Source organism: Providencia sp., assembly GCF_052096715.1.
Taxonomy (GTDB): Bacteria; Pseudomonadota; Gammaproteobacteria; order Enterobacterales; family Enterobacteriaceae; genus Providencia.
Window position 1 is genome coordinate 41,644 of the sequence record NZ_JBQDNB010000019.1, and the last position, 22,528, is coordinate 64,171.

General features: G+C 40.6%; 19 protein-coding genes. 7 read left to right on the forward strand and 12 right to left on the reverse strand.

Annotated elements, in window-relative coordinates:
• Positions 1-154: 154 nt before the first annotated feature.
• The gene (locus tag ACTH6U_RS14510; RefSeq protein ID WP_441832490.1) at positions 155-1,348 is read left to right on the forward strand and encodes an MFS transporter; all 1,194 of its coding nucleotides are present in this window, start codon (positions 155-157) and stop codon (positions 1,346-1,348) included.
• A gap of 131 nt (positions 1,349-1,479) precedes the next feature.
• Here ACTH6U_RS14510 and ACTH6U_RS14515 read toward each other — a convergent pair whose 3' ends face one another.
• Complete coding sequence (locus ACTH6U_RS14515; RefSeq protein WP_294109496.1) at positions 1,480-2,061, reverse strand: TetR/AcrR family transcriptional regulator; 582 nt, start codon at positions 2,059-2,061, stop codon at positions 1,480-1,482.
• A 103-nt stretch (positions 2,062-2,164) separates the two neighbouring features.
• Positions 2,165-3,385, reverse strand: coding sequence for a Tet(A)/Tet(B)/Tet(C) family tetracycline efflux MFS transporter (tet, locus tag ACTH6U_RS14520; RefSeq protein WP_441832491.1), 1,221 nt, complete (start codon positions 3,383-3,385; stop codon positions 2,165-2,167).
• A gap of 80 nt (positions 3,386-3,465) precedes the next feature.
• Between tet and tetR the strand changes: the two genes are divergently transcribed.
• Positions 3,466-4,077, forward strand: a complete 612-nt coding sequence (gene tetR, locus ACTH6U_RS14525) for a tetracycline resistance transcriptional repressor TetR (RefSeq protein ID WP_294109500.1) — start codon at positions 3,466-3,468, stop codon at positions 4,075-4,077.
• A 110-nt stretch (positions 4,078-4,187) separates the two neighbouring features.
• Here tetR and frdD read toward each other — a convergent pair whose 3' ends face one another.
• The 4 genes from frdD to frdA are packed head-to-tail and all read right to left on the reverse strand — an operon-like array spanning position 4,188 to position 7,490.
• Positions 4,188-4,544, reverse strand: a complete 357-nt coding sequence (gene frdD / locus ACTH6U_RS14530) for a fumarate reductase subunit FrdD (RefSeq protein WP_294109567.1) — start codon at positions 4,542-4,544, stop codon at positions 4,188-4,190.
• A 12-nt stretch (positions 4,545-4,556) separates the two neighbouring features.
• Positions 4,557-4,952 carry a fumarate reductase subunit FrdC gene (gene frdC / locus ACTH6U_RS14535; protein ID WP_294109516.1) on the reverse strand — a complete coding sequence of 132 codons (396 nt, stop codon included), beginning with the start codon at positions 4,950-4,952 and terminating at the stop codon, positions 4,557-4,559.
• Positions 4,953-4,966: 14 nt separating this feature from the next.
• Positions 4,967-5,701: a succinate dehydrogenase/fumarate reductase iron-sulfur subunit gene (locus tag ACTH6U_RS14540; protein WP_441832492.1), complete on the reverse strand. Its 735-nt coding sequence runs from the start codon at positions 5,699-5,701 to the stop codon at positions 4,967-4,969.
• On the reverse strand, positions 5,694-7,490 hold the full coding sequence (gene frdA / locus ACTH6U_RS14545) for a fumarate reductase (quinol) flavoprotein subunit (protein WP_336430967.1): 1,797 nt from the start codon (positions 7,488-7,490) through the stop codon (positions 5,694-5,696). The genes ACTH6U_RS14540 and frdA overlap by 8 nt, the downstream gene beginning before the upstream one ends.
• Before the next feature lie 779 nt (positions 7,491-8,269).
• On the opposite strand from frdA, the gene epmA reads away from it, so the two are divergent.
• Entirely contained in the window at positions 8,270-9,247 is a 978-nt protein-coding gene (gene epmA / locus ACTH6U_RS14550) for an elongation factor P--(R)-beta-lysine ligase (RefSeq protein WP_434719841.1), read from the forward strand.
• Positions 9,248-9,347: 100 nt separating this feature from the next.
• Here epmA and glpQ read toward each other — a convergent pair whose 3' ends face one another.
• Positions 9,348-10,412, reverse strand: coding sequence for a glycerophosphodiester phosphodiesterase (gene glpQ / locus ACTH6U_RS14555; RefSeq protein WP_294109546.1), 1,065 nt, complete (start codon positions 10,410-10,412; stop codon positions 9,348-9,350).
• A 101-nt stretch (positions 10,413-10,513) separates the two neighbouring features.
• Positions 10,514-11,863, reverse strand: coding sequence for a glycerol-3-phosphate transporter (gene glpT / locus ACTH6U_RS14560; RefSeq protein ID WP_294109549.1), 1,350 nt, complete (start codon positions 11,861-11,863; stop codon positions 10,514-10,516).
• A gap of 433 nt (positions 11,864-12,296) precedes the next feature.
• On the opposite strand from glpT, the gene glpA reads away from it, so the two are divergent.
• Genes glpA through glpC form a run of 3 tightly spaced genes read left to right on the forward strand, consistent with a single transcriptional unit; the run spans position 12,297 to position 16,427 of the window.
• On the forward strand, positions 12,297-13,952 hold the full coding sequence (gene glpA / locus ACTH6U_RS14565; protein ID WP_336430968.1) for an anaerobic glycerol-3-phosphate dehydrogenase subunit A: 1,656 nt from the start codon (positions 12,297-12,299) through the stop codon (positions 13,950-13,952).
• Positions 13,942-15,237 carry a glycerol-3-phosphate dehydrogenase subunit GlpB gene (glpB, locus tag ACTH6U_RS14570; protein WP_441832493.1) on the forward strand — a complete coding sequence of 432 codons (1,296 nt, stop codon included), beginning with the start codon at positions 13,942-13,944 and terminating at the stop codon, positions 15,235-15,237. The genes glpA and glpB overlap by 11 nt, the downstream gene beginning before the upstream one ends.
• Entirely contained in the window at positions 15,234-16,427 is a 1,194-nt protein-coding gene (gene glpC, locus ACTH6U_RS14575) for an anaerobic glycerol-3-phosphate dehydrogenase subunit GlpC (protein ID WP_336430970.1), read from the forward strand. Before glpB ends, glpC begins: the two co-directional genes overlap by 4 nt.
• Before the next feature lie 405 nt (positions 16,428-16,832).
• On the opposite strand, the gene dhaL is transcribed toward glpC, so the two are convergent.
• The 3 genes from dhaL to ACTH6U_RS14590 all read right to left on the reverse strand — a co-directional run bounded on the left by dhaL (position 16,833) and on the right by ACTH6U_RS14590 (position 19,485).
• A complete protein-coding gene (dhaL, locus tag ACTH6U_RS14580; RefSeq protein ID WP_441832494.1) occupies positions 16,833-17,456 on the reverse strand; it encodes a dihydroxyacetone kinase subunit DhaL in 624 nt (207 codons plus the stop codon).
• Between the two features lie 63 nt (positions 17,457-17,519).
• The gene (gene dhaK / locus ACTH6U_RS14585; RefSeq protein WP_441832495.1) at positions 17,520-18,590 is read right to left on the reverse strand and encodes a dihydroxyacetone kinase subunit DhaK; all 1,071 of its coding nucleotides are present in this window, start codon (positions 18,588-18,590) and stop codon (positions 17,520-17,522) included.
• A 226-nt stretch (positions 18,591-18,816) separates the two neighbouring features.
• Entirely contained in the window at positions 18,817-19,485 is a 669-nt protein-coding gene (locus ACTH6U_RS14590; RefSeq protein WP_294109556.1) for a 7-cyano-7-deazaguanine/7-aminomethyl-7-deazaguanine transporter, read from the reverse strand.
• A gap of 182 nt (positions 19,486-19,667) precedes the next feature.
• Between ACTH6U_RS14590 and tusA the strand changes: the two genes are divergently transcribed.
• Positions 19,668-19,922, forward strand: a complete 255-nt coding sequence (gene tusA / locus ACTH6U_RS14595) for a sulfurtransferase TusA (protein ID WP_441832496.1) — start codon at positions 19,668-19,670, stop codon at positions 19,920-19,922.
• A 155-nt stretch (positions 19,923-20,077) separates the two neighbouring features.
• On the opposite strand, the gene ACTH6U_RS14600 is transcribed toward tusA, so the two are convergent.
• Positions 20,078-22,492, reverse strand: a complete 2,415-nt coding sequence (locus ACTH6U_RS14600) for a zinc/cadmium/mercury/lead-transporting ATPase (protein WP_441832497.1) — start codon at positions 22,490-22,492, stop codon at positions 20,078-20,080.
• Positions 22,493-22,528: the final 36 nt, after the last annotated feature.

Genomic DNA, 22,528 nt, shown 5'->3' on the forward strand with positions numbered 1-22,528 from the left:
ATTTTTGTTGCCAATATAAAGAAAAAATCACCCAGAGTAATAGGCGCTCAAGAGTGTTTATGAAAAAGTTTTATTTTTTGGAATATAAAAATTAAATGATTATTTAATTTAATTTAAATTAAAAAAGTGAAATGGAATATAACAAGGAAATGTTATGAAATGGAAGTTAAGATTTGGTGCTGCATTAGGAAATACACTTGAATATTACGATATTGCAGTTTTCGCTGCTATTTCTATATATTTAAGTGCTGAGTTAGAACGATTGGGATATGTACAGGCAACAGAAATGATATGGGGGATATTTGCATTACGATTTTTAATTCGACCAATAGGTGGGTATGTGATAGGTCGTTATGCAGATAATGCAGGTAAAAAATCGGCATTAGTTTTAACGAGCTTAATAACAGGTATAGCAACGTTGTGCATGGCTCTTTTACCTATTCAGTTATTAGGCACATATACTCCATTGGTTATTCTTATTTTACAATTAGCACTTTCTTTTAGCTTTGCGGGGGAATTTCCTTCTTTAGTGATTTATTTACTTAATAGTGCAAAAAATAATGAACGTGGACGGGTTTCATCAATGGCGGTTGGTAGTTCTGTTCTTGGTATCATTATATCATTAGGGTTAGTTCTTACACTTCAAAGTAATCTTGATGAAGAAACTATGCAGTCTATAGGTTGGCGAATTCCTTTATTTTTAGGTGTGATTAATATAGCCGTAAGTTTTTGGTTTAGAAGTAAACTACCTAGTCAACCAACTATGAGTAATAAATTATATAAAATTAATTGGTATTTAGTGTTTCATGTTATTTTACTGACTATTCCTGGTACTGTTATTTTTTATGCACAAAATATTTCCACTTCTTTGATACTCGAATACTTAAAGATAGGTGAATATAAAAATATATATGCTATATCTTTATCTGGTTTATTATTAATATTTATGACATTTTGTGGTTGGTGGACAGATAAATATAGTTCATCAATAAAAGTTTTTAAAGCTGGAGTGATGGGTATGATTTTATTCTCAGCTCCACTTTATTTTGTATTAAATAGTGATATTTTGTTTTTCATTCTTCTTTCTCAGTTATTAATGACTATTTATTCTTCAATGATATTATGTAATTTATCTGCTGTATTAGCGGACTATTCAAATGGGCAAGTGACTATATTGGGAATTGGTTATAATTGTTCAGCTGCATTTCTTGGTGGAATAACGCCATTGATGGTTAATTATTTAAGTGATTTTAACTTGGCTTTCGTCGGTGGGTTTATTGCTATATGTGGTTTGGCATTTTTTATTTCTTATTGGCTTCCGAAGTCTAAATCACTAGAATTAAATTAGTAGGTTTAACACCCTCAAATAATTAAATGATTTTTTGGGGGTGTTTATCTTAAATTTAAGGTGTACTTTATTGCTATTTCAATTAGCTAAGACTATTAGAATAACTCTAATGGTTCTACTTTCGAAATAAATTAACTTAAAAATTTTATAAAGCGTTGGTATAGTAAATCCCCTAAATTGTATTGATCATATTCGTCGCTAGTGGATAAATTATCAACAGCTGCATGCATGGAATGGTAAATCATTGTCGCCATTAAATTAAGGGGGAGCGGATGCCACTCTTTGTTTTTTTCACCAAGCGCTAAAATTTCTTTTATTTGCCAGACAGCCCTTTCTTCGTGGTTATTTGCTCGACCATGATATTCATCATGAAAAAGCATATCGTGGATTTGCTGTTTTTCAACATAGTATTTAACGCTATTTTCACACCAATATTTTAATTTAGATGAAGCAGTTTTTTGGCCTATAAGATAATTTTCAATATTGTCTAAATACCAATCCATATAACGGGTACGAAGTGCTTCCATAATATCATTTTTTGATTGAAAATAATGATAGAAAGTTCCTTTTGCAACATCTGCTGACAACACAATTTCACTCACTGTTGTATTTACAAAACCTTTTGATAAAAAGAGTTTTTCAGCCGAATTCATAAGTTCATCCAGTCGTTCTTCTGCCGGTCTTGTTCTTGGTTTCTTGGATTGTATTGTCATGTCTTCGGCTCTTAATATCGTTATTAGTACAACTCAGTGAATAAAATAAGGTAATTAGAAACTATCATAACACCTGAGTGATATATCTGAAAATTGATTCAAATTAGTGGGTTTGGTTTATTAGCCATTGCCGCTGAGTCTTTACGGTATTTTTACTATAAAGAGCATAAATAATGATCAGACCAACGTAGAGTATTGAACCTATTAACCACAGCCAACCATCCCATAGATCTAATGTTTTTCCAAAAATAAAACTAAATAATAGTGGACCAATAATCCCCGTTAAGTTGGTTAAACTGACTAAAATACCTTGTAGCTTACCTTGGCTGCTTTGATTAACTTGGGTTGATACAAGTCCTTGTAAGGCGGGAAGCGCAATTCCACCTCCAGCTAGCAAAATTAGTGTTGGATAAATCATCCACCCTTGAGTGATTAATGACAGTAAAATAAATGCGATACCATCAGAAATGAATCCAATGATTATAGTGATCTTTTCATTAAATTTTCGTGTTAGAAATCCTGCAATAAAAGCTTGAAATAAAGCATGCATAATACCTAAGCCAGCAAGAGAAAGACCAACTTCAATGCTATTCCATTGAAAACGATTTTCTGTAAATAATACCCAAATTGTTGCTGGTATTTGTCCGATTAATTGGGCGATAAAAAAAATAAATAGCAATAATATAATCGGTTTAATCAGAGTAGAAAAAGGTGTTTTTATGGGGGAAATTTCACTGGTATCGTGAATATTTTGTTGTTCTAAATCGAGGTTTATTTTTTTTTCTTTAAAAAAAATAAACACAGCAACAAAAACACATATGTTTAAAATAGCAGCAATTAAAAATGGGAGATGAGGGGAATATTGTCCTGCAAATCCACCTATAGCAGGACCTGCGATTAACCCTACACCAAATGCAGCACCTAGGCGGCCAAACCATGTTGTTCTATCTTTTACAGTTGTAGCATCAGCAATGATAGAAGCTGCTACAGCACCTGTCGCACCAGTAATTCCTGCAATAGTTCGACCAAGATACAGCATCCATAACGAGCTTGATAATGCCAATAATGTGTAATCAAGCGTAGCGCCGATTAAAGAAAGCAATAGTACTGGCCTACGACCAAATTTATCTGACCATTTTCCCAATATTGGAGCAAAAATAACTTGCATAACAGCGTATAACGCTAAAAGGATACCGTAATGGTTAGCCAAAGTTTCATTTGCCACATATTCACGCAGTAAAGTCGGTAATACTGGCATGATTAGCCCGATACCTATTGCATCTAGGGCTGTAATTATTAGAGCAATACTCGCAGATTTATTCATTATAATCAACTCTATCATTGATAGAGTTGGAATATATCCCTATCAGTGATAGAGTGTCAATAAATAAATAGGGGAAAGTCATGGCTAGACTTGATAAAGAAACCATTATTGCAGTAGCGCTCGACTTGCTTAATGAAGTAGGGATGGATGGCTTAACAACGCGCAAGCTGGCCCAGAAGCTGGGTATTGAACAGCCAACCTTATATTGGCATGTTAAGAATAAACGCACATTATTAGATGCATTGGCTGTGGAGATGTTGAAGCGGCATCATGATCATTTCTTACCAAGCTCGGATGAGACTTGGCAGGTATTTATGCGAAATAATGCGCTTAGTTTTCGTCGTGCATTATTAAGTTATAGGGATGGTGCAAAAGTTCATTTAGGGACACGCCCAAGCCCGGAACAATATACTGTGGTAGAAGAACAGTTACAGTTTATGGTTGATAGTGGCTTTACGTTAAAATCTGGGTTGTATGCGATAAGTGCTATTGGGCATTTTACATTAGGCTCAGTCTTAGAGCAGCAAGAACATGCAGAGGCAGTGAAAGAACGAAACACTTCGGTCGATGAGTCCATGCCTCCTTTGCTGGCTGATGCAATTGAGATTATGGATAATGACGATGGGATACAGGCATTTTTATTTGGTCTAAATGCTCTCATTCAGGGGCTTGAGATTACACTTAATAAGTAATCAATATCGTTTTATTAATTTGAATCGCAATGAATTAATTTATCAAAATAACAAAAAAATACCCCAGCGGTGAATAACCGATGGGGTATGTCTTTTAGCGAGCTTTGCAATTACAGAGTAAAGATACCGATAAGAGCAATAACACTAATAATTGCTGAACCACCATAGAAAACCCATTTAGTTGCTGGGACATGCACTTTAAAATCGTGCAATGTATGGTGAATACGGTGCATACCACACCATACTGGTAGAACAATCATCAGTAATAAGAAAATGCGTCCGATAAAGCTTTGGCTGAATGCAAGAATGCGTTCATAGCTTAGCATTTCTGGAGCAACACCTAATGGGATCAAAATACCCAAAAGAATAATAATTGCAGGGCCGATAACGGCGCTCCACATACCACCTGCACCAAATAATCCCCAGAAAATCGGTTCATCGGAACGTTTAGGCGTTAGATTCATCAGATTCTCCTTAGATTAAAATAATAACGCAATAGCTAAGATAGCCGCAGTAACCACTATCGTTAGTGCCCAGAAGCCTTTAACAACAGGTTCATCTGGCATCTTTTTATCTTTAACAATAACCGAGACAGCTTTTGGCGCTAATTTAAACCACGTAGTGGTATGGAGCAGCGTTGCAGCCAATGTGATTACGTTAATGATAAGTATAATCGGGTTACTTAAAAAACCGACAAATCCAGCCCAAGACTCTGGACCATTTTTCAGCGCAAATACCCCGTACAGAACGAGAAGGCTAAACCAGACTTGAAGAACAGAGGTGCTCTCACGCATGATATAAAAGCGGTAGAAACCGAGGTTTTGCCACCAATCGCCCTTCATTTCTCTGACATAGGGTTTACGTTTAGTTGTCATGACTTCAATTCTCCTTATCGAGGCTTCAGCATGGCGATAACAAAGTCTTGCGCACTAGCCACTTTACCTTGCTGGATAGCGGCTGCTGGGTCGACATGCTTAGGACAGACTTCAGAGCAGTAACCTACAAACGTACAGCTCCAGACACCGTTATCACCATTTAATAATGGCATACGCTCTTTCGCGCCATGGTCACGGTTATCGAGATTGTAGCGTTCTGCTAAGGTAATCGCGGCAGGGCCGATGAACTCTGGGTTTAGACCAAATTGTGGGCAAGCGGCATAGCACAGACCACAGTTGATACAACCCGAGAACTGATGGTATTTCGCCATCTGTGCCGGTGTCTGTATATTTGGACCTTCAGAAACTTTACGGTCATTACCAATGATGTAAGGTTTGATGGCCTCTAAGCGCTCAATAAAGTGTGTCATATCGACAACCAGATCACGCTCAATTGGGAAATTACCTAATGGCTCTATTTTCATTCCTTGTGGATATTCACGTAGGAAAGTTTTACAAGCCAGTTTAGGTACTTTGTCAACCATCATGCCGCAAGAGCCACAGATAGCCATACGGCAAGACCAACGATAAGAAAGGTCAGGCGCCAAATTATCTTTGATATAGCCTAAAGCATCTAATAAAGAAGTTTGCTCATCGTAAGGGACGTCATACGCGACTAAATGGGGTGCGCTATCCACTTCTGGATTGTAACGCATGATCTCCATTTTTAAGTGTTTCATATCACCCATTAGCTTTCTCCTTATTTGCCTTATCTTGAGCTTCAGCTTCGGCACCATAAACACGTTTAGCTGGTTGTGATTTGGTGATTTTCACATCACTGTACTCAAGATTTGGAGTACCTTCAGGGTTAAAGAATGCTAATGTGTGTTTAAGGAAGTTCACATCATCACGTTCAGTGCAGCCTTCGTCTAGACGTTGGTGAGCACCACGAGATTCTTTACGATTTAATGCAGAATGAGCCATACATTCAGCAACATCTAAACCAAAGCCAAGTTCGATGGTGTAAAGTAAATCGGTATTGAACACGCTACTATGGTCAGTGATTTCGACATTTTTAAAGCGTTCTTTCAGCTCTGCAATCTTATCGACTGTTTTTTGCATCAATTCAGGGGTACGGTAGATACCGCAACCTTCTTCCATTGATTCGCCCATTTCATCACGGATTTTCGACCAGCTTTCAGTTCCTTTTTGGTTCATCAGCTTGGTGAGATTATCTTCGATATCACGAGTGCGAGCTTCAATTGCGTTTGCATTAGCAGGTGTTGCTTCAGCCGCATGTTTAGCAGCTTGTTCACCCGCAAGGCGACCAAATACCACTAATTCTGCTAGTGAGTTAGAACCTAAACGGTTCGCACCATGCAAGCCTACAGAAGAACATTCGCCGACAGCAAATAGGCCTTTAATGCGTGTTTCTGTATTTTGATCTGTTTCGATACCACCCATTGTATAGTGAGCCGTTGGGCGGACAGGAATTGGCTCATTTACTGGGTCAACACCAACGTACGCTTTTGCAAGTTCACAGATAAATGGCAGACGTTCATGTAATTTTTCTGCACCAAGATGGCGAAGATCCAGATAAACAACATCACCACGGTGAGTGCTGATGGTGCGACCTGCACGCCATTCGTGCCAGAATGCTTGAGAAACTTTGTCACGCGGACCCAGTTCCATGTATTTATTTTCAGGTTTACCCAGTGGTGTTTCTGGACCCATTCCGTAATCTTGCAGATAGCGATAGCCATCTTTATTGACAAGGATACCACCTTCACCACGGCAACCTTCAGTCATCAAGATACCAGAGCCTGGAAGGCCTGTTGGGTGATATTGAACAAATTCCATATCGCGTAAAGGAACGCCATGACGGAATGCGATACCCATACCATCACCTGTTACAATACCGCCATTGGTGTTGTAACGATAAACACGTCCTGCTCCGCCTGTTGCCATAATGATCGAGTTAGCACGAATTTGTACTTTTGTGCCTTCCATCATATTAATTGCAACAAGACCACGAGCTTGGCCTTCATCAACAATAATGTCTAAAACAAAATGTTCATCAAAACGTTGAATTTGAGGATATTTTAATGATGTCTGATAAAGAGTATGGAGCATATGGAAGCCAGTTTTGTCGGCAGCAAACCAAGTACGCTCAATTTTCATTCCACCGAAACGGCGAACGTTAACTGAACCATCTGGTTTACGGCTCCACGGGCAGCCCCACTGTTCTAATTGGATCATCTCTGTTGGGCAATGTTCGACGAAATAGTCGACAACGTCTTGCTCACAAAGCCAGTCACCACCTGCAACGGTATCATTAAAATGATAGTCATAGGAGTCATGAGCCTGAGTGACTGCGGCTGATCCTCCCTCTGCTGCCACGGTATGGCTACGCATTGGGTAAACTTTTGAGATCAGAGCAATCTTGATATTGGGATTTGCTTCAGCGGCAGCAATCGCTGCACGTAAGCCTGCGCCCCCGGCCCCGATAATCGCTAAATCGGCATTGAAGGTTTGCACTGCGCTTCTCCATTGTTCAAGTGTAAAATTGATAAATTCTGTTAAATACTTTTGATACTTAGCTATTCAATTTTGAGTTTCACACTAAGCTAAACTGCAAAATATCTCTTTTTTAATAGTAAATAATATAATAGCTAATAATGACTTATCGTGCTGTGAATTATAGCGAGAATAGCGAAACATAAATTTGATATAGAGGGGGGTTTTAGGCAATTATACCCATAAAGTGTGATGTGGATCGGCTTTTTATAAATTGTTTTTACATCAATGGCATTTTTAGTTTGTTAGATGCTAATAAAAAGGAATATCAAATGATTATCATTATTTTTATTGGAAAATATAGATTTTAAAACCAAGTAAATGAGTCAAGTTTTATTCATTTTAAGATAATCATGCTGTAATTATCAATAGGAATTTTAATTCATAATGAATATCAAATTGGGAGCTGTCTCACTATTTATCTCTATAATAACTTTTATTTGTAAGTGACTTATTTTAAATGTTTTGAGAAAGCGAATCGTTTCACTTTTTAATTAACATTTAGTTCACATAATATAAGAAATAATCATGAATTTGGTCTTTTCTAATTTGAAATTTAGATTTGAAGAAAAGGTTTTTTGCCTAATCGTGTAAAGCAGGGGATAATCACGCCATCTTTTCTCATCGAATGGTGTTTTGCCACCAATACTCAAATAGAGCGCTTTAGCGACACGAATGCATTGTGTGTTAAGGGTGAGGTGAGTACACTGCACGACTAAGTTTATTTTGGAGTTATCTTAATGAGTGAAATAGCGAATTGGCAGCCAACCGCCCCCATCGCTAACTTGTTACAGCGCGCAAAAATTATTGCCGAGATCAGACGCTTTTTTGCTGATCGCTGTGTACTTGAGGTTGAAACACCCGCAATGAGTCAGGCAACAGTCACTGACGTTCATCTTGTACCCTTTGAAACTCGCTTTGTCGGGCCAGGTGCTGCGCAGGGAATTAACCTATATTTGATGACGAGTCCTGAATACCACATGAAGCGGTTACTTGCCGCAGGCAGTGGACCGATATATCAACTGTGCCGCAGTTTTCGTAATGAAGAAGCAGGAAGGCATCATAATCCTGAATTCACCATGCTTGAGTGGTATCGCCCCCACTTTGATATGTATCGCTTAATTAATGAGGTCGATGACCTTTTACAGCAGGTACTTGATTGTGAAAGCGCGGAGTTATTATCTTATCAACAAGCTTTTTTGCGCCATTTAGATATTGATCCTTTATCCGCGGAAAAAAGCGAATTAAGAGAAGTGGCTGCACGCTTAGATTTGAGCAATATCGCAGAACAAGAAACAGATAAAGATGCACTATTACAGTTGTTATTTGTGATGGGGGTTGAGCCTCACATCGGTAAAGACAAGCCCGTAGTGGTGTACCACTTTCCAGCAACGCAAGCGTCATTGGCCGTTATTAGTACTGAAGACCATCGTGTTGCTGAGCGTTTTGAGGTGTATTATAAAGGTATGGAGCTTGCTAACGGCTTCCATGAATTGACGGATGCAAGTGAACAGCGTCAACGATTCGAGCAAGACAATCGTAAACGCGCTGCACTTGGATTACCTATTCAGCCTATTGATGAACATCTTTTATCTGCTTTAACGCATGGCTTACCTGATTGTTCGGGTATTGCTGTTGGGGTTGATAGATTAATTATGATTGCGTTAAATGCGGCAAAAATTAGTGATGTTATTGCTTTCCCTGTGACAACGGCATAACGCGATTTTACGTTAGCCAAGATAATTGGCAGTGTCATACAAAAGATTGCAGCCAAGAGCTGCAATCTTTGTTTTTATTGAAACAAAAAGCAAATAACGCTTATTGTTGTTTTAAGAATTGAACGCCTAAATCAGGGAAGTCTGTAAATGCACCATCAACATCAGCTTGGTTGTAGATTATCTCAAAAAGCTGTTGCCCATCTTTGGCGTATTTAGGCAATTTATCAACACGGATAGTGAAAGGGTGAACTTCCATTTTATTAGCATGGGCATCTTTCACCATTCCGGTTAACTTAATATTCTCAGGGGTTGATTCTTCACTAACTAACATATGGTAGTCAGGGCCGATGCCATCTGCATAAGTGGCGATTTCTTTCATAGAGCCCGGTTTTAGCATCCAATCGTAGTTATAATTTACCCAAGTACCGTCTGGTTTTTGTTCTTGAGTTTCATTCCAGTCAGTGTATGCAATCAACTGAACTAATTTTAAATTCATACCCATTTCAGGCATCAATGTATTTTTAATACGCTTAAGTTCATTGGCATCAAAACATTGGAGATAAACATTAGAGGCTTTATCGGTATAGCCATATTCTTTGAGCACCTCTAGTGTTTTCTTGGTAATGTCCTTACCTTCTTGTTGGTGGAACCACGGTGCTTTAATTTCAGGATAAATACCGATATTTTTTCCTGTTGATTTATTTAGCCCCTGAATGAATTCAATTTCTTCTTGGAATGTGTGAACACGAAAATCTGATTTTCCCATTGGAAAGCGGTTAGGGTAACTCTGTACGTGTTTACCGTCGACAATATCAAACCCTTCGGTGAATTTGAGGGATTTAATTTCAGGGAGTGTAAAGTCAATGGCGTAATAACGCCCATCGCTACGAGCGCGGTTTGGAAAACGCTCAGCGACATCAGTGACGCGATCGAGATAATGGTCATGCAACACCACTAATTCGTTATCTTTCGTCATGACTAAATCTTGTTCAAGAAAATCTGCGCCTTGTGCATAAGCCATCGCTTTAGCAGGCAGGGTATGTTCTGGTAGATAACCGCTTGCACCTCGATGCGCAATTACCACTTTACCGGCAGCCTGTGCTGCAGCAGAAACTGACATTACTAAAACCATACTAGCCACCAATGTTTTCAATGGGAAGCTCATGATTATATCTCCTTGGCACTTTTTTAGATAAAAAAAATGGGCTACATCATTTTGATATAGCCCACGAGTTTAGCGAGTTAGCATGAACATTTTATGAATGCTTATTGCATTTTTGCTAATTCACGTTTGTGTTTGCTTTCACTAATCATAACGATGAACAGCAGAACAACAGCAAGGGCTGAACCACCAATCATGACTGCGAAGCCACCGTCCCAACCGAAGTAGTCGACGGTATAACCAACAATCGCACTTGCTGCAACTGAGCCACCGAGGTAGCCAAATAGGCCCGTAAAGCCGGCGGCGGTACCTGCCGCTTTTTTCGGTGCAAGTTCAAGAGCATGTAGACCAATCAACATGACCGGACCGTAGATTAAGAAACCGATAATTAACATACACGCCATGTCAATGCCAGGGTTGCCCGGAGGGTTCATCCAGAACACGATAGTGGCAATGGTGACGAGGATCATGAAGAACACGCCAGTTGCCCCGCGGTTACCGCGGAAAACTTTATCTGACATCCAACCACACAGTAATGTTCCTGGGATACCTGCATATTCATACATGAAGTAAGCCCATGAAGATTTGTCCATTGTAAAGTGTTTAACTTCACGCAGGTAGGTCGGTGACCAGTCTAGAACGCCGTAGCGCAGTAGGTATACGAATACGTTAGCAATCGCAATCATCCACAAAAGTTTGTTAGGGAACACATACTTCATGAAGATAGCTTTTGCAGTTAATTCTTCTTCATCAGACTCTTTATAGTCTGTTGGATAATCGTTTTTGTATTCTTCAATTGGGGGTAAACCCATTGATTGCGGTGTATCACGCATTAATGCAAAAGCGATAAGTGCAACCAAAATAGCAGCAAAAGCAGGCATATAAAGTGCTGCTTTCCAATCGTTAAACCATGCCATACCCAGTAGGAACAGTAATGGAGGTAAACCACCACCTACGTTATGCGCACAGTTCCAAACCGAAACGATACCACCACGTTCTTTTTGTGACCACCAGTGAACCATAGTACGACCACAAGGAGGCCAACCCATACCTTGGAACCAACCACAGAAAAATAGTAGAACGAACATGACCATGATGCTTGAAGTTGCCCATGGTACAAAGCCCATGATAAGCATGACGATAGAGGCGAGTATCAAACCTGCTGGTAAGAAGTATCGAGGGTTCGCACGGTCAGAGAACGATCCCATAATGAATTTTGAAAAGCCGTAGGCAATTGAAATCCCTGATAATGCAAAACCTAGATCCCCTTTAGAAAAGCCTTGCTCGACAAGGTACGGCATTGCCAACGCAAAGTTTTTTCTAACAAGATAGTAAGCTGCGTAACCAAAGAAAATTCCCATAAAGATTTGCCAACGGAGTTTGCGATAAACAGGGTCTATCTTATCCGCTGGCAGCCTCTCTATATGAGGTGCTGGTTTAAAAATACTGAACATATACGCCTCCGATGGCATGCTTATATTTATTCACCTTCATTTTTCAGCGTTGAAAAATGTTGAGTGTTTATTATTGATGAAGTGACAGAAACGAAAACAATCGAATTTATTTAAGCGCTTTTATTTTCTTAATTGCGCTAAATTGTAGTCATTAAAAAACATTTTATCTGTAATCTAACGCACATTTATTGGTTTTGTTTATGAAGTTGCATAGTTAATGACATTTGTGAATGGAATGGAACTAGAAATGTTATATTTTTTGTGATGTTTATCACGTATTTGTTCTTTTTCGCCTCGAAATTGTACTAATCGCTTTCGCTTTTGTTCCTTATCAAACATTAAGCACGTTTCTGGTCTATATTAAATAATAGACTATAAAAATAGAAACTATACTTATTGGTTATCGAATGTTTATTAATGTGAGGAATGCGACATGAATGGCTCATCTGTGACTGAAACGGATGTCATCATTATCGGTGGTGGCGCAACAGGTGCTGGTGTCGCTCGAGACTGCGCTCGCCGAGGTTTAAGAACTGTTTTACTTGAACGACATGATATCGCGACCGGTGCGACTGGCCGTAACCATGGCTTATTGCACAGTGGCGCCCGTTATGCCGTTACTGACAGCGAGTCAGCGAGAGAATGTATTGAGGAAAATAAAATACTCAAACGCATTGCTCATCATTGTATTGAGCGAACTGATGGCTTATTTATTACATTGCCTGAAGATAGCCTTGAATATCAAAAACAATTTATTGTCGCCTGCCAAGCTGCTGGCATTGATGCAAATGCGATTGATCCTGCGGAGGCTATCCGCCTTGAACCTTCAGTAAATCCTCATTTAATAGGCGCTGTTAGAGTACCTGATGGCACCGTTGACCCATTTCGTTTAACCGCCGCCAATATGTTAGATGCACGCGAGCATGGTGCGAAAGTTTTGACTTACCATGAAGTTATTGGCCTGATCCGTGAAGGTGATAAGGTTCGTGGGGTGACGGTGTATGATCATAAAACTAAAAATCAATATGATATTTATGCTGAAATTGTCGTTAATGCGGGCGGTATTTGGGGACAGAAAATTGCTGAATATGGTGACTTAAAAATTAAAATGTTCCCAGCAAAAGGGGCATTGCTGATTTTAGGGCATCGCTTAAATAATATGGTGATTAACCGTTGTCGTAAACCTGCGGATGCTGACATTTTAGTCCCCGGTGATACAATTTCATTAATTGGGACGACATCAACACATATTGAATACGATCAAATAGATAACATGTATGTGACTCCCGAAGAGGTCGATATCCTTATTCGAGAAGGTTCAATGTTGTCACCTGCACTTGCGACAACGCGCATTTTACGTGCATACGCAGGTGTACGTCCTTTAGTTGCAAGTGATGACGACCCATCGGGACGTAATGTTAGTCGCGGTATTGTGTTATTAGATCACGCTAAACGTGATGGTCTTGAAGGCTTTGTCACTATCACTGGCGGTAAGTTAATGACTTATCGTTTAATGGCTGAATGGGCTACAGACAAAGTTTGTGAAAAACTCGGTCACAGTGCGAAATGTACTACTGCGGATGCGCCTCTACCCGGTTCACAGCACAGTGCGGAAGAAGCGCTTCGCAACGTGGTTTCAATACCGGCACCGATTCGGGGGTCTGCGGTTTATCGTCATGGCGATCGCGCAGCGGCGATTTTAAGTGCTAATCGATTAGATAAAAGTTTAGTTTGCGAATGTGAAGCGGTCACTGCTGGCGAAGTTCGCTATGCAGTCGATTCTCTCACCGTGAATAACTTACTTGATTTAAGACGTCGTACTCGAGTGGGAATGGGGACTTGTCAAGGTGAGCTATGTGCGTGTCGTGCCGCTGGTTTACTCAATCGTTTTAATGTCACTACACCGCATGAAACAGAGCAGCAGCTCGGCCATTTTTTAAATGAGCGTTGGAAAGGGGTTAGGCCGATTGCTTGGGGAGATGCATTGCGTGAAAGTGAATTTACCAGCTGGGTGTATCACGGGCTATGTGGCATGAATGAGGCGACCTTGAGCAAGGTGGCACAGAAGGAGACTGACAATGAAATATGATGTGGTTGTGATGGGCGGCGGTTTAGCTGGCCTTATCTGTGGTATTCGTCTAACTCAGTCTGGACTCTCTTGTGCCATTGTCAGTGCAGGACAAAATGCGCTTCATTTTTCATCTGGATCGTTAGATTTACTCACGCATTTGCCTGATGGGCAAGTCGCTGAAAAACCACTGTTGATGCTTGATGCTTTGAGCCAACAAGCGCCTATGCATCCCTATAGCCTTATTGGCTCATCCAAAGTAGCTGAACTTGCGCATATGGCACAAACAATATTGCAACAAAGTGGTATGCGATTAAAAGGTTCCTGTGAAGAAAATCATTACCGCATTACGCCATTAGGTCATAAACGCATGACATGGTTGAGCCCTGAGTCAGTTCCTACCGCAGCGTTACATCAGAAAATGGACGTGGGCAAAATTGCGGTTGTGGGCATTGAAGGCTTTCTCGATTTCCAACCACAAATGGTGGCGGATCAATTACAACGCGAAGGGCTACAATCAAGCTCTCATTATGTGCATTTGCCTTTACTTGATCGGTTAAGAGAAAACCCAAGTGAGTTTAGAGCGATTAATATTGCGCGTTGGTTAGATAGACCTGAAAACATGGCACAGATAGTCGAAGAAATCGCTCCGCTCGTGGCCGATGCTGATACTATTTTTATGCCTGCATGTATCGGTCTTGATAGTGAAGAACCAATGCTGGAGTTACAAAAACGTTTAGGTAAGTCATTATATTTATTGCCAACGTTGCCACCGTCTTTGTTAGGTATTCGTTTGCATGAAACGTTATTACGTCAATTTCGCCGTCAGGGTGGGATCGTTATGCCGGGCGATAAAGTGACATCGGTAAATTATGTCGGTTCACGAATTGAATCGATACAAACTCGTAATCATGGTGATATTTCATTGAAAGCGGCACAGTTTGTTTTGGCTACAGGAAGCTTTTTCAATAATGGTCTGGTGGCAAAATTTGACCGTGTCTATGAGCCACTCATGAATTTAGACTTGTGTGAAATTTCAGAACGTGCGAAATGGACCAATAAAGAATTTTTTGCCTCTCAGCCTTATATGGCTTTTGGCGTGCAAACAGATAGTCAATTACGTGGACATAAAAATGGTGATGCTATTGAAAACCTTTATGTCGCAGGCGCGGTACTGGGTGGATTTGATCCACTGACACAAGGCTGCGGGGCAGGTGTATCGATGATAAGTGCTTTGTATGTGGCAAATGAAATTGTGAATGAGTTTGAAAAAAGTAAAGTGAAGCAAGCGGAGGTGGCACAATGAGTATTCAGGACGGTAGTTTTGAAAGCTGCATTAAATGTACAGTCTGTACGACTTATTGTCCGGTTGCTAAAGTAAATCCGCTGTATCCGGGTCCAAAGCAAGCGGGGCCTGATGGTGAGCGTTTACGCTTAAAAGACCCTATGTTGTACGATGAAGCGCTCAAGTATTGTACTAACTGTAAGCGTTGTGAAGTTGCATGCCCATCAGATGTGAAAATAGGCGATATTATTGCACGCGCCCGTAATACTTACAGTCAGCAAAAACCAAAATTACGTGATGCAATCTTGAGTCATACTGATTTAATGGGCACCTTATCAACACCGTTTGCACCTGTAGTAAATACCATTACAGGTTTAAAACCTGTACGCCAACTGCTTGATAAAGCCTTAAAAATAGATCACCGCCGCGAATTGCCAAAATATTCATTTGGAACTTTTCGCCGCTGGTATGCGAAACAAGCTGCTGAACAACAAAAATTTGAAGATCAAGTTGCCTATTTTCATGGATGCTTTGTGAATTACAACCATCCTCAACTAGGTAAAGATCTCATCAAAGTTTTTAACGGGATGAATATCGGCGTTCAACTTCTTAAACGTGAAAAATGTTGTGGTGTCGCGCTAATTGCCAATGGCTTTATGAAGCAGGCTAAACGCCAAGCCAATGTTAATTTAGAATCATTGCAAGAAACCATTCTTGAAAAGCATATCCCTGTTGTCGCAACATCTTCAACTTGTACCTTTACTATCCGCGATGAATATACGCATGTATTGGATGTAGATACCTCTGAAATGCGCGATAACATTGAACTTGCGACGCGTTATATTTATCGTTTGTTAGAGCAAGGTCGTGAATTAAAACTGAAACATACCCCACTGAAAGTGGCCTACCACACTCCTTGTCATATGGAAAAAATGGGTTGGACCTCCTATACACTTGAGCTAATCAAACGCGTGCCCGGCGTGGAATTAATTGTATTAGATTCCCAATGTTGCGGTATTGCAGGAACTTACGGTTTCAAAAAAGAAAACTATGAGGTTTCTCAAGGTATTGGAGCAGGCCTATTCCGCCAAATAGAAGAAAGCGGCGCAGATATGGTTATCACGGATTGTGAGACCTGTAAGTGGCAGATTGAGATGTCGACGAGCAAGAAGTGTGAGCATCCTATTACGCTTTTGGCCCGCGCGCTCTAAATCCTCGTTATACTTCGATTTGTGGCGTTGTTGGCTGCGTTTACTAACCCCTCGTCATACTTCGATTTGTGGCGTTGTTGGCTGCGTTTACTAACTCCTCGTCATACTTCGATTTGTGGCGTTGTTGACCGCGTTTACTAACCCTAGTCACATACTTTTGTATGCTCCTAGGGATTAGTTTCACTTGCCGCCTAGCCACAATTCGAATTATTTAGAGGATGGCTTGAGTGAGTTGTTTTCTTGTCATACTTCGATTTATGGCGTTGTTGGCTGTGTTTACTAATCCTAGCCACAATTCGAATTATTTAGAGGATGATCTGCGTTATGCTTCGATTGATAAATATAAACTGAATCGATGAATCATAAGAAAATCGGCAATAAAAAAATTATTGCCGATTGAGAGTATTATTTGATGACTTGTTGCAATGTTTCTATCATCAATAAAACAGAAGTACCACCGGGATCTGGGTGGCCAATACTGCGTTCACCTAAGTAACTTGCGCGACCTTTTCTGGCTTGCATATTAATAGTGGATTCAACACCCTGTTTTGCTGCTGCCACTGCGGCGGTGATAGCCTTATCCAAAGGTTGTGATGAGGCTAGCGTTAGTGCCTCACTAATCGGCCACCATACATCACACATTGTTTTATCGTTAGGCTCAGCTCGACCACGGGAAACAATACCTTCTGTTCCTACTGTGATTAATTCTGCTAAGTCAGCTACGGTTAAGCTGTCTTTATCTACTGTACTTTGGGCTGCTTTGATGAAAAAAGTACCAAATAATGGGCCACTGGCACCACCGACACTTGAAAGTAGCGTCATACCCGTTGTTTTTAGTATTGTTGCAATGTCCTTATCTGCGACAGTCGGTAGTTTTTCGGCAACTTTTTGAAAGCCGCGGTTCATATTGAGCCCATGGTCACCGTCACCAATAGTCGTGTCGAGTTCAGTTAAATAATCTTGTTCACGGGTAAACGTTTGTGAGCATTGTATGAGCCAGTCATAAATTTGCTTTTGAGTTAAATTCATCAATTGATACTTCCTATTTTGCTGCCATTTATCTTTATGCGAAGGATAGAAATACGTTAAAAATTAGCATTTCCAACGTAATGCTGGCGTATTAACTGGCGCGTCCCATAACAGTAAGGCTTCGTCATCTACTTTTAGTAGCGTAATAGATACCCCTTGCATATCGAGAGCAGTACAATAAGAACCAATTAAATTGCGTTCAATTGTAAGCCCAAATTCAGTGCAGCAAGTTTGTAGGCGATGATAAACCGCGTAAAGCTCAGAAAGTGGTGTAGCACCGAGGTTATTAACTAAAGCAATTACTCGATCGCCTTTTTGAAGTGGTTCTTTGACTTGGTGATTATCTTGCCATTGACCATTTTCGCGATCCCACTGTCGAACTGTTCTCTCATAATGACTATTTTCGATCAAAGTTTCGAACATCTGATCGACCGTATCATTTAAATGAGTGAAACGGCGGCGTTCGATCCCCGGCTCTCCATGGATGCCCACTCCGAATTCCATTTCATTATCAGGAAGCTCGAAAGATGGTTTTCTCGCTGCGGGAACGGTACAGGCATGTAGTGCAATACCTAAGCTATAGCCATTATTGTTAGTTTTATGTCCAAGCTCGACGAGTTTATCGAGAGAATAACCTTTGCAAGCCGCTGCTCCGAGTATTTTTTCCATTAGTACTGTATTGGCGACACCTCTGCGTCCTGCGGTATAGAGGCTATCTTTAACCGCCACATCATCATCAACTAAAACAACCGCAATTTTAGTACCCGCATCGTGTAGTAATTCGGTGGCAGTTTCAAAATTGAGTATATCGCCAGTGTAGTTTTTAATGATCATTAAAACACCTTCTCCCCCATCAATGGCCATGGCACATTCCATCATTTGATCGGGTGTTGGTGAGGTAAATATTTCACCAGGACAAGCGCCATCTAGCATGCCTTGCCCAATATAGCCACTGTGCATAGGTTCATGACCGCTACCGCCTCCAGATAGTAGGCCAACTTTGCCATTTAAGGGTGCATCTCGGTGAACGAGATAAGTCGGGTCGATATTTAATCGTAATTCAGGATGGGCAGCAACGAGGCCTTGATTGACTTCACTAATGATATCTTCAACACGGTTAATCAGTTTTTTCATCTTACAGACTCCAGAAGATAGAGGGCGATGCTTAACTCTGTTTTTTGTGTTCGATTATGTTCTTTTTGATTCGAATTTGGTTGTTAATGGCGTAGGACGTTTCGATTATGCAATCAGACTAGCATAGCTCGGTTTTTATTGGATTAAGTAAACCAATAAAATGAGAGTTAGATCGGGAATTATTGTGAAGAAATAGAAGGGGAAAGTTCCCCTTCTAAAAAGAGATTTAGTGTTGATTGGCTAACTGTTTTTTGCTTGCGTCATTAAAGAAGGATTTTAAAATGAAATTAAGCAGTACACCGTAAGCAGGTAGGAAAAATAGCATACAGATTAACAGCTTAAATACATAGTCAACTAACGCAATTTCAACCCAATTGGCGGCCATAAAAGGGTCGCTACTACGATAAAACGCAATAAAGAAGAAGGCGATAGTATCAATTAGGTTACCAAAAAACATGGCGCAAGCTGGTGCTACATACCAACGCTTATTTTGGCGCAGACGATTAAATACACTGACATCTAAAATTTGTCCCAGCACATAGGCCATAAAACTGGCGGCTGCGATACGCGCAACAAATAAGTTAAATGTTGTTATGGAGGCGAAACCTTGCCACTCACCCTGAAAAAATAGGGCTGAAATCACATAAGAAATTAGTAAGGCGGGTAGCATGACAGAACTAATGATGCGACGAGCAAGGGGAGCACCATAGATCCGCACCGTTAAATCCGTTGCGAGAAAAATAAATGGAAAAGTGAAAGCGCCCCATGTGGTATGAAAACCGAAAATATTGATCGGTAATTGCACCAGATAGTTACTAGATGAAATAATTAAAATATGAAACAACGATAGCCAAATTAACGCAGTGGCTTTTTGCTGCGGAGTAAATGCAAACATATTGTACCTTTTTAGTGACTGATGGGGTGAGGGAACCCATAAAAGACCCAGTTTTTTATTATGACCAAAAATTGGGAAGAGCGCATCATACGCTTGCTGCGCAACAAAAGCAAAACTGTTCGACCAGTCTGGTAGTTTTTATTATATAATCAATTTATTATTTATTTAAAAAAGTATTTTTTATGTCTGATTTATTTTCTAATGCAACCAAAACCCTTGATACATTAGGCCTTCGTTGCCCTGAACCTGTAATGTTAGTACGCAAAACAGTGCGGAATATGGGGGAGGGGGAGACTTTGCTTATCATTGCTGACGATCCGGCAACAACACGAGATATTCCCGGTTTTTGTCGTTTTATGGAACATGAATTGTTAGCAGTTGAAGCTGAAAAAGTACCCTATCGTTATTTGTTGCGCAAAAAATCGAGTGGTTTGTAATTTTTTGCGTGAAAGTAGAAAAGTTAGCCCTAATTAATTACAATGAAATTTACGCTTAGTTCATTGTTTTGAAACTGATTTTTAAAGTGATACGTAATAAGAACTGCCACTATTTATCTGTAAATAGTGGCAGTTGAGTATTTAAACAATAAGCGCTATTTTTTTACTTGCGGTAACTTAACTCGCAGCAGCCGAACAGCGTTAGCTGTCACTAAAGCAGTCGCGCCGGAGTCAGCCAGTACGGCAACCCACAAGCCTGTCATGCCAAGTAAGGTAGTGACTAAGAACACACCTTTTAAGCCCAATGCAATTGTAATATTTTCACGGATAATTTTTCGGGTTGCGCGTGAAAGTGCAATAATTTCAGGTAAGCCTGTTAGACGGTTATGGGTAAGCGCTGCATCAGCAGTTTCTAACGCCACGTCAGTACCCCCTCCCATTGCAACACCAATACTAGAGGCTTTCATCGCTGGAGCATCGTTGATACCATCGCCGACCATCATGGTGCTATGGTTACGGTTAAGCTCTATTACTGCGCTGACTTTATCTTCAGGTAATAAACCTGCGCGATATTCCATACCTAATTGACCTGCAATTGCGGCAGCAGCTCGTGGGTTATCACCCGTTAGCATGACGGCATTTACATTCAATTTTTTAAGCATATTCATTGCATCAACCGCATCACTACGTAATGTATCTTGCAGTGCCGTTAATCCAATAACTCGATTGTTTTCAAGGGTCACAACAACTGTTTTACCCTGAGCCTCAAGTTCCTCAACCTTTGCTTGCCAAACTTTATCTAGTGGTATTTCGAGTCTATTTGGTGCGCTAACCAGTACATGCTTATTATTCAGGAAACCTTCAACGCCTTTTCCTGCGAGTGCTTTACGATCTTGTGCCTCAGTTACTTGTAGTGAAAGCTCCTGAGCTTTGTTAACGACTGCTTTTGCCAGAGGATGATGAGAACCAATTTCAACGGAAGCGGTGATTTGCACTAATTCTGCTTCGGTTATGCCATCAACCGGTACCAAATTGGTTACATGAGGTTTCCCTTCGGTTAATGTTCCCGTTTTATCCAATGCAATTGTTGTGATAGTGCCTAGCTGCTCAAGTGCTGCGCCACCTTTAATTAAAGCACCGCGACGTGTCGCTGTGGCAAGTGCCGACGTGATAGCCGCAGGTGTTGATATCACGAGCGCACAAGGACAACCAATTAATAGTAAGGTTAAACCACGGTAAATCCACGTTTCCCATGCCGCATCAAAGAATATTGGCGGAATAATAATAACCAATGCAGAAATCAACATGATTATTGGCGTGTAAATCCGGCTAAAACGGTCGATAAAACGTTCAATAGGTGCACGGCGCTCTTCGGCTTCTTCAATTAATTGCAAAATACGGTCGATTGCATTTTGCCCTTGTTCTGAAACCACTTTCATCTGTACTGCTCTATCTACAGATAAACAGCCAGCAGCGACTTTCTCACCAACAGTGCGTTCGACAGGAACAGATTCACCAGTTAAAGCACTTTCATCAAAGCTGGCAAATTCAGAGACCAATACTGCGTCTGTTGGCAATCTGCCACCTGGCGCAATTTCAATCACATCTCCAGGACGTAATTGAGCTACTGGAACGGTAGTTTTTTGCCCATCTTTAATTAATATGGCATCTTCAGGAACGAGTGCCATTAGTGCGCTAACGCCACGTCGGGCTCGGCCAGCGGAATAGGCCTCTAGCATTTCACCTAACATGAATAGCAAAATAACCATGGCGGCTTCTTCGGTTGCCTGTATAAAAATGGCACCGACAGCAGCAACTGTCATTAAGGTTTCAATCGCAAAAGGTGAACCTGTACGAATAGAAAGTAACGCTTTTCGGGCGATAGGGTATAACCCAAATAAGGTTGCTAAAATAAAGGCAATATTACCTAACTGAGGGTTGAAATACTCAATACCCCAGCTGATACCCACTAAAATTGCTAAAATAATAACGGGTTTTGCTTCACTGAGTAAACTCGGTGGTGGTTGAATTGATGCTGCGTTATTGCTGCCAACATCAAGTAGTTCATAGCCGGCGGTTTCCACTGTTGCGCGAACAGCCATACTGATATCACTATCGGCGTCGACAACTAACTTTTCTGTTGCAAACAAGACTTTGGCTTGCTTGACGTCTTTTATTTGAGTGACCGCAGTTTCAATTTTACTCGCACAACTTGGGCAATCCATTCCGCGGATTATCCAGCTAAAACGTTTCTGAGCTGTTTGAATTGGCGCGATATCGTTTATTTTATCAATAGGCAAGCCACAGCTGCTACCGTGCTGGTGATTATGGTCACCGTGTTTATGAGCGGCATGATCATGGCCATCGTGCTCATGTTGAGCGTTGTGTTTGCCTCGTTGATGAGATTCCTCATCATCATCGGGATGGCTCTCTACATCACTGTGAACGTGGGTATGTGAGTCATTGCTCACCTTTTTACTATTTTCGGTGACAGCTGATGAGCAGCTACTGTTAGTTGAGCAGCATGAACTAGTATGAGCATGTGTGTCTTTTTGTGAATGTGAGTGCATAAGCGACCCCCTATCTAACAACGTTTTCAATTATTA

What these genes read in the sequence shown, in the direction of transcription:
- glpB (WP_441832493.1), top strand. Translation starts at nt 13,942, where the DNA reads ATGAAATATGATGTGGTTGTGATGGGCGGCGGTTTAGCTGGCCTTATC.
- frdC (WP_294109516.1), bottom strand. Translation starts at nt 4,952, where the DNA reads ATGACAACTAAACGTAAACCCTATGTCAGAGAAATGAAGGGCGATTGG.
- tet (WP_441832491.1), bottom strand. Translation starts at nt 3,385, where the DNA reads ATGAATAAATCTGCGAGTATTGCTCTAATAATTACAGCCCTAGATGCA.
- tusA (WP_441832496.1), top strand. Translation starts at nt 19,668, where the DNA reads ATGTCTGATTTATTTTCTAATGCAACCAAAACCCTTGATACATTAGGC.
- glpC (WP_336430970.1), top strand. Translation starts at nt 15,234, where the DNA reads ATGAGTATTCAGGACGGTAGTTTTGAAAGCTGCATTAAATGTACAGTC.
- ACTH6U_RS14540 (WP_441832492.1), bottom strand. Translation starts at nt 5,701, where the DNA reads ATGGGTGATATGAAACACTTAAAAATGGAGATCATGCGTTACAATCCA.
- dhaK (WP_441832495.1), bottom strand. Translation starts at nt 18,590, where the DNA reads ATGAAAAAACTGATTAACCGTGTTGAAGATATCATTAGTGAAGTCAAT.
- ACTH6U_RS14510 (WP_441832490.1), top strand. Translation starts at nt 155, where the DNA reads ATGAAATGGAAGTTAAGATTTGGTGCTGCATTAGGAAATACACTTGAA.
- epmA (WP_434719841.1), top strand. Translation starts at nt 8,270, where the DNA reads ATGAGTGAAATAGCGAATTGGCAGCCAACCGCCCCCATCGCTAACTTG.
- dhaL (WP_441832494.1), bottom strand. Translation starts at nt 17,456, where the DNA reads ATGAATTTAACTCAAAAGCAAATTTATGACTGGCTCATACAATGCTCA.
- ACTH6U_RS14600 (WP_441832497.1), bottom strand. Translation starts at nt 22,492, where the DNA reads ATGCACTCACATTCACAAAAAGACACACATGCTCATACTAGTTCATGC.
- glpT (WP_294109549.1), bottom strand. Translation starts at nt 11,863, where the DNA reads ATGTTCAGTATTTTTAAACCAGCACCTCATATAGAGAGGCTGCCAGCG.
- ACTH6U_RS14590 (WP_294109556.1), bottom strand. Translation starts at nt 19,485, where the DNA reads ATGTTTGCATTTACTCCGCAGCAAAAAGCCACTGCGTTAATTTGGCTA.
- tetR (WP_294109500.1), top strand. Translation starts at nt 3,466, where the DNA reads ATGGCTAGACTTGATAAAGAAACCATTATTGCAGTAGCGCTCGACTTG.
- glpA (WP_336430968.1), top strand. Translation starts at nt 12,297, where the DNA reads ATGAATGGCTCATCTGTGACTGAAACGGATGTCATCATTATCGGTGGT.
- ACTH6U_RS14515 (WP_294109496.1), bottom strand. Translation starts at nt 2,061, where the DNA reads ATGACAATACAATCCAAGAAACCAAGAACAAGACCGGCAGAAGAACGA.
- glpQ (WP_294109546.1), bottom strand. Translation starts at nt 10,412, where the DNA reads ATGAGCTTCCCATTGAAAACATTGGTGGCTAGTATGGTTTTAGTAATG.